Source organism: Roseomonas rosulenta (assembly GCF_016106005.1).
Taxonomy (GTDB): domain Bacteria; phylum Pseudomonadota; class Alphaproteobacteria; order Acetobacterales; family Acetobacteraceae; genus Neoroseomonas; species Neoroseomonas rosulenta.
In genome coordinates, this window is sequence record NZ_JACADR010000270.1 from 1 (window position 1) to 5989 (window position 5989).

General features: G+C 73.0%; 7 protein-coding genes. 4 read left to right on the plus strand and 3 right to left on the minus strand.

What is annotated here, in order from left to right:
- Together HW578_RS21690 and HW578_RS21695 are read left to right on the plus strand one after the other, a co-directional pair.
- Nucleotides 1–698: DUF1194 domain-containing protein (locus HW578_RS21690; RefSeq protein ID WP_369407949.1), on the plus strand; the 698-nt coding region annotated here is incomplete at its 5' end.
- On the plus strand, nucleotides 695–1291 hold the full coding sequence (locus tag HW578_RS21695) for a histidine phosphatase family protein (RefSeq protein ID WP_198372800.1): 597 nt from the start codon (nucleotides 695–697) through the stop codon (nucleotides 1289–1291). The genes HW578_RS21690 and HW578_RS21695, both read left to right, overlap by 4 nt.
- Here the strand turns inward: HW578_RS21695 and HW578_RS21700 are convergent.
- Nucleotides 1282–2418: a mandelate racemase/muconate lactonizing enzyme family protein gene (locus HW578_RS21700; protein WP_198372801.1), complete on the minus strand. Its 1137-nt coding sequence runs from the start codon at nucleotides 2416–2418 to the stop codon at nucleotides 1282–1284. The genes HW578_RS21695 and HW578_RS21700 overlap by 10 nt on opposite strands.
- 110 nt (nucleotides 2419–2528) lie before the next feature.
- On the opposite strand from HW578_RS21700, the gene HW578_RS21705 reads away from it, so the two are divergent.
- Both HW578_RS21705 and HW578_RS21710 read left to right on the plus strand, forming a co-directional pair.
- Nucleotides 2529–2735: a hypothetical protein gene (locus HW578_RS21705; protein ID WP_198372802.1), complete on the plus strand. Its 207-nt coding sequence runs from the start codon at nucleotides 2529–2531 to the stop codon at nucleotides 2733–2735.
- Nucleotides 2732–4141 (plus strand): amidase, encoded by a 1410-nt coding sequence (locus tag HW578_RS21710; RefSeq protein WP_198372803.1) that lies wholly within the window; start codon nucleotides 2732–2734, stop codon nucleotides 4139–4141. The genes HW578_RS21705 and HW578_RS21710 overlap by 4 nt, the downstream gene beginning before the upstream one ends.
- Nucleotides 4142–4220: 79 nt before the next feature.
- Here HW578_RS21710 and HW578_RS21715 read toward each other — a convergent pair whose 3' ends face one another.
- Both HW578_RS21715 and HW578_RS21720 read right to left on the minus strand, forming a co-directional pair.
- Entirely contained in the window at nucleotides 4221–4910 is a 690-nt protein-coding gene (locus HW578_RS21715) for a hypothetical protein (protein ID WP_198372804.1), read from the minus strand.
- Nucleotides 4907–5989: thiamine pyrophosphate-dependent enzyme (locus tag HW578_RS21720; RefSeq protein ID WP_198372805.1), on the minus strand; the 1083-nt coding region annotated here is incomplete at its 5' end. The genes HW578_RS21715 and HW578_RS21720, both read right to left, overlap by 4 nt.

Here is a 5989-nt window from a genome sequence, read left to right on the forward strand (position 1 = left end):
TGCTGGGCGCGGGTGCCGCGCTGGCGCCCGGCGTCGCGGCCGGGCAGGCCGCGCGCGACATGCCGGGCGCGCAGGCCGCGCCCGCCCTCGACCTGCTGCTGGTGCTGGCGATGGACGCCTCGGGGTCGATCGACGCCGACGAGTTCCGCCTGCAGCGCGAGGGGCTGGCGGAGGGCATCACCCATCCCGCCGTGCTCGCGGCCATCGCGTCCAAGCCGAACGGCGCCATCGGCGTCGCCATGCTGGAATGGGGCAGTCCGGGCGGCGCCGCCACGGTGGTGGACTGGATGGCGGTCCGCGACGCGGCCTCGGCGCGCGCGCTGGCCGAGGCGATCATGGCCGCGCCACGCTCCCGCCAGTCCTACAACGCGATCGGCGACGCCATCGCGCATGCGACCGCGCTGATCGCCGCCGCCCCCTTCCGCAGCGACGACCTGGTGATCGACGTGGCGGGGGATGGGCCGGACATGCGGTCCTATCTGCCCGCGCCCGACGCGCGGGACGCAGCGGTGGCGCGCGGCATCACGGTGAATGGCCTGGCTATCGAGGTCGCGCCGGTGACGCGCTTCGGCGAACCGCTGCGCCGGACCTACGAGCGCGACGTGATCGGCGGGCCCGGCGCCTTCGTCGTCGCCGCCGAGACGCGCATGGATCTCGCGCGGGCCATGCGCGCCAAGCTGATCCGGGAGATCGCATGAGGATCGCGCGGCGCTCGTGGCCCGCGCTGCTGCTGGCCGCGCCTGCGCTGGCCGCCGCGCCCGCCTGGGTCACCACGCTGCGCAGCGGGGGCTTCGTGCTCTACATGCGCCACACCATCACCGACCGCAGCCAGGTGGATACCGGGCGGCTGGGCGACCGCGCAGGGCAGCGCAACCTCTCGGCCGCGGGCATCGCGCAGGCGCAGGCCTTGTCGGACGCGATGGCCCGGCTGCGCATCCCGCTGCGGCCGATCCGCGCGAGCCCGGTCTTCCGCGCGTCGGATACCGCGGCGATCATGGCGCGCGGCGCGCCGGTGGATGTCACGATGGAGTTGGTGGCAGACGACTACGCGGCGGATGTGCCGGGCGCGATCGCATCGGCCCGGCGCGCGATGGGCACGCCGCCGCCGGCGGGGTCCAACGCGCTGCTGGTCGGGCATATCCATGTGTTCGGGCCGGCGATCTTCGGGCGGATGCTGGCGCAGGCCGAGTTCCCGGAAGGCGCCTTCGGCATGGTCGCCCCGGAGCCGGCCGGCCCGCGCGTCGTGCAGGTGATCATGCCCGAGGCGGTGATCGCGGCCGCTCAGACGTAGCCCGGTCCCTCGATGGCGGGATAGGCTTCGAGGAAGCGCTCATCCACCTCGACCCCGATCCCCGGCGCGGTGTTGGGCAGCACCGTGCCGTCGGCGCGGATTTCCCAGGGCGTGCTGCACAGCTCGTCGCGGAACCTGTTGGCCTTCGAGATGTCGGCCTCGAAATACCCGCCATTCTCGATCGCAGCGAGGAAGTGGATCGAGGCCGCCTGGTTCACGCCCGTCATCGATGAATGCGGGTGGATCGGGATCTTGAAGGCGGAGGCCATGCCCGCGATGCGCAACGCCTCGGTGATGCCGCCGCATTTCGACAGATCGGGTTGCCAGATGGTGATGACGCCGTCCTCGAGCACGCGGGTGAACTCGAAGCGGGTGAAGTGGTTCTCGCCGGCCGCCAGCGGCGTGGCGCCGTAGCCGCGCGCCTGGCTGTAGGAATGGTGGTCGTGGGCGGGGAAGGGTTCCTCGAGCCAGCCGATGTTGAGCCGGTCCATCTCGGGCATCACCTGGCGCACCTGGTCGATGGAATAGCCGATGTTGGCGTCCGTCAGGATCACCAGCTCATGGCCGAAGGCGTCGCGCACCGCCTCCATGCGCGCGATGTCGTGGCGCACCGTGTCGCCGACGCGCAGCTTCACCGCCTTGTAGCCGGCTTCCATGTGCGGCGCCGCCTCGTCGATCAGTTCCGCCGGCGGCTGGTAGCCGAGTGCCACGCCGCCCGCATAGGCCGGCACGGCGCGCGACGCACCGCCGAGCAGCTTGTAGAGCGGCAGGTTCAGCGCCTTCCCCTTGGCGTCCCACAGCGCCATGTCGATGCCCGACATCGCCATCGCGCAGGCCGCGCCCATGCCGTGCGAGGCGAGCTGATACTTGTAGATTCGCGCATTGATCCCGGTGGTGTCGAAGGCATCCATGCCGAGGATCAGGCTGCGCAGCGTGGTCTCGATCAGCTTCGCGATGGCGGTGTGGGCGCGGCCGTGATGGCTCTCGCCCCAGCCGACGATGCCATCCTCGGTCGTGACCTTCACCATCACCGCGTCGCGCTTCACCGCCTGGCCGATGCCGAGCCTCGGCCCGCCCGGCGGCAGCGGGAAGGAGGTGGGGAAGGCGCGGACATCGACGATCTTCATGCTTGCCGTTTCCTCGTGTGTTGCGCGGAGGCTGCCAGCGGGGCACGGGGTTTGCAAACCCGCCTCCCGGCGCAAGGATGACGCGCCGACACCGAGGAGGAAGCGCCGCCATGCCGAACGACCCGAGCCCCGAGATGATGGCGGCGATCCGCCTCTGGAGCGGCGTCGAGTGCCCGAACGCCGCCGCCGCCCGCGGCCTCGAGGACTTCCCCGCGCTGATGGCGGAGTTCGAGGCGCTGCGCGGCACGCTGGTCTTCGAGGACGAGCCGTCCTCCTTCGAGGCCGCGCTGCGCGCCGAGCAGGAGAAGCAGGCATGACCGACCTGGCGATGCTGTCCGTCACCGAGGCCGCCGATGCCTTCGCCAAGGGCGAGGCGAGCGCGGAGGCCATGGTGCGCGCGTCCCTCGCGCGCATCGATGCGCATGACGGCCAGGTGAATTCGGTCATCCGGCTCGACCGCGAGGCCGCGCTGGAGGCCGCCGCCGCGCAGGACAAGGCACGCGCCGCGGGGGCGAAGCCCGGACCGCTCACCGGCGTGCCGATGATGCACAAGGACATGTACTACCGTGCCGGCCGCGTGAGCACCTGCGGGTCGAAGATCCGGCGCGACTTCAGGCCGACGAAGACGGCGACGGTGTTGGAGCGCCTGGACGCCGCCGGCGCGATCGACATGGGCACGCTGAACATGGCGGAGTTCGCGCAGAACCCGACCGGGCACAACGCGCATTTCGGGGACTGCCACAATCCGTGGAACCTGCCCTATTGCACCGGCGGGTCGTCCTCGGGCTCGGGCGCGGGTGTGGCGGCGCGCTTCTTCGCCGCCGCGCTGGGCTCGGACACCGGCGGGTCGATCCGCCTGCCGGCCAGCATCTGCGGTGTCACTGGCATCAAGGGCACGCAGACGCGCGTCTCGCGCTCGGGCGTGATGCCGCTGTCCTTCTCGATGGACAATGTCGGGCCGCTGACGCGCACGGCGCGTGACGCGGCGCGGATCATGACGGTGATCTCGGGCCAGGATCCGCTCGATGCGACCAGCGCGCCGGAGCCGGTGCCGGACTACGAGGCGGCGCTGACCGGCGACCTGCGCGGCGTGGGCGTGGCCGTGCCGCGCGAATGGTTCTTCGACGGCGCCGACGAAGTGGTGGTGAAGGGCTTCGAGGCGGCGCTGGACGCGCTGAAGGCCCGCGGTGCGACCGTGACCTGGGTCTCCTGCCCCGCTCTGCGCGCCATCGGCACCTATGTCGCGGTGGTCAGCCGGGTGGAGGCAGCGACCATCCACGCCAACTGGATGCGCGAGCATCCGGGTGACTACGCGATCCATCTCTCGGGCCGGCTCTATGGCGGCTACGCGATTCCCGGGACGCACTACCTCGAGGCGCTGTCGCGCCGCGGCCCGCTGCTGCGGCAGTTCTGCAGGGAGGCCTTCGCCGGCCACCACATCGTCGCCACGCCGACGCTGCGGATGCGCGTGCCGACCCTGGCCGAGACCAGCATCGACGCCAACGCCGACAACTGGGCGCGGCACATGGCGATCTCGTCGAACACGCGGCCGTTCAACTACCTTGGCATCCCGACCGTGAGCATACCGTGCGGTTTCGACGATCGCGGGCTGCCGATCGGTCTGCAGCTCTCGGCGCGCCCCTTCGCCGAGGGCCGGGCGCTGCAGGCGGCGGATGCCTTCCAGCGCGAGACCGACTGGCACGCGCGGGTGCCGGCGCTGTAGCGCCGAGAGCAGCGTCCGGTCGAGTGGAACCGCCGCGCGGTTCCGCCGACCGGACATAGGCTGCTCTGGATCTCCTGCCCTAACCCGGGCCGAGCGGGGGCGTGCGGTCGAAGACCGGCGGGTCGTAGCCCTCGCCGGCCCAGCGATGCCGGCTGACCACGGCATTGTTGCGGCGGTCGCGCACCTCGAGGTTCGGCATGCCGTCGCGGCCGCGCCCGACCGGCACCACGACCCAGCGTCGCTGCCAGCCGGTGCGCTGCCCGCGCGGGCCTTGCTCGCTATGCGCGGCGGCGAGCAGGCTGGCGAAGATCGGCCGCAGCGTCGTGCCATCCTGCACCAGCAGGTGCAGCGCCTCGGTCGAGGTGCTGCGCCCGGTCGAGAGGTAGGAATTGCGGATCCGCAGCGCGATGACCGGCCGCCCGCCCAGCGGCGCCAGGCGGTCCACATCGATCAGGCAGGTCCACCAGGGGTCGATGGTGATGGGTTCGATCTGCACCGGGCCGGCGACGATCCGGGGGGAACCATCCGCGCCGTCGTCCATCAGCGCGACGCGCAGTCCCTCATCCTCCGGCACCGCCACGACGAACAGCCCTTGCGCCGCCTGCCCCCAGGCGCCGAAGCCCGCGCAGGCCGGCGACCCGCCGGTGCGGGCATTCTCGGTATCGGCAAGGAGCGCGCGAACCGCCGCGGCTTCCTCCAGCGCGCGGGCGGCGCCGGCGGGCAGCAGCAGGGCGGGCAGGAGGGCGGCGAGGCCACGGCGATGGATCATCCCCGCAGCGCCTTGATCTGCGCGGGATAGCCGGAGGGATCGACCGCCGCGTCGATCAGCACGGGCCCGGTCGCCGCGCAGGCCTCGGCCATCGCGGCGGCCAGTTCGGCCTCGGTGTCGGCGCGCAGGCCGATCCCGCCCAGGGACCGCATCGCGCCGGCGAGGTCGGCGCGCGGCCAGCCGAGCGCGCCGTCCGGCAGGTCGCGCGCATCCTTCTTGATGTCGATCAGCGAGAGCGTCGCGTCGTTGAAGGCCACCACCACCAGGCGCAGGCCGAGCACCGCCGCTGTCGCCAACTCGCCGAGCCCCATCAGCAGCCCGCCATCGCCGGTGAAGGCCAGCGCGCCGCGCGCCGGGTCGTGCAGCGCCGCGGCAATTCCCGCCGGCACCGCGAAGCCCATGGTCGCGAGGCCGTTCGAGATCAGCAGGTCGCCGGGCCTCTCGCACTGCCAGAAGGTGGTGGCGGGGAACATGTGGGCGCCGGCATCGACCGCCACGCGCGGGTCGAAGCCGGCGGCGCGGCAGGCGGCCTGCGCAACCTCGACCACGCGCTGCGGGCCGATCCCGCGCCCGCGCTTCGGGTCGTTGGCCAGCGCGCGCAGCCAGGCGTCGCGGAGCGTGGCGATCTCCTCCGCGCGCCAGTCGGAGCGCGCGGCGCCCTCCGCGAGTGCCGCCAGAGACGCGCCGATGTGCCCGGTCAGCGCCGCCGCCGGCGCGGCATAGGGCAGGGCGCGCGGCGCGGTCGCGACCTCGATCACCGGCACGGGCCAGCGCCAGGGCTTGGGGATGAACTCGACCGGGTCGGCGCCGACCATCACGACCGCATCGGCGGCGTCGAGCACCGCGCCCTCCGGCGCGCCGCAGGTGAAGATGCCGGCGAAACGCGGGTCGGCGTCGGGCACCACGCCCTTCGCCTTGTAGGTGACCAGCGCCGGGCAGCCGAGGGCGGCGACCAGCGCGCGCAGCGGTTCCGCCGCATCCATCGCTTCCAGACCGGCAATGACCACCGGGCGCCGCGCGGCGCCCAGCACGCGGCGCGCGGCGGCGATCGCGGCGGCGTCCGGGGCGGGCAGGGTGGG

Bases quoted from the DNA above. Each gene is read 5' to 3' on its own strand.
- HW578_RS21695 (WP_198372800.1), top strand. From the start codon at position 695: ATGAGGATCGCGCGGCGCTCGTGGCCCGCGCTGCTGCTGGCCGCGCCT.
- HW578_RS21700 (WP_198372801.1), bottom strand. From the start codon at position 2,418: ATGAAGATCGTCGATGTCCGCGCCTTCCCCACCTCCTTCCCGCTGCCG.
- HW578_RS21705 (WP_198372802.1), top strand. From the start codon at position 2,529: ATGCCGAACGACCCGAGCCCCGAGATGATGGCGGCGATCCGCCTCTGG.
- HW578_RS21710 (WP_198372803.1), top strand. From the start codon at position 2,732: ATGACCGACCTGGCGATGCTGTCCGTCACCGAGGCCGCCGATGCCTTC.
- HW578_RS21715 (WP_198372804.1), bottom strand. From the start codon at position 4,910: ATGATCCATCGCCGTGGCCTCGCCGCCCTCCTGCCCGCCCTGCTGCTG.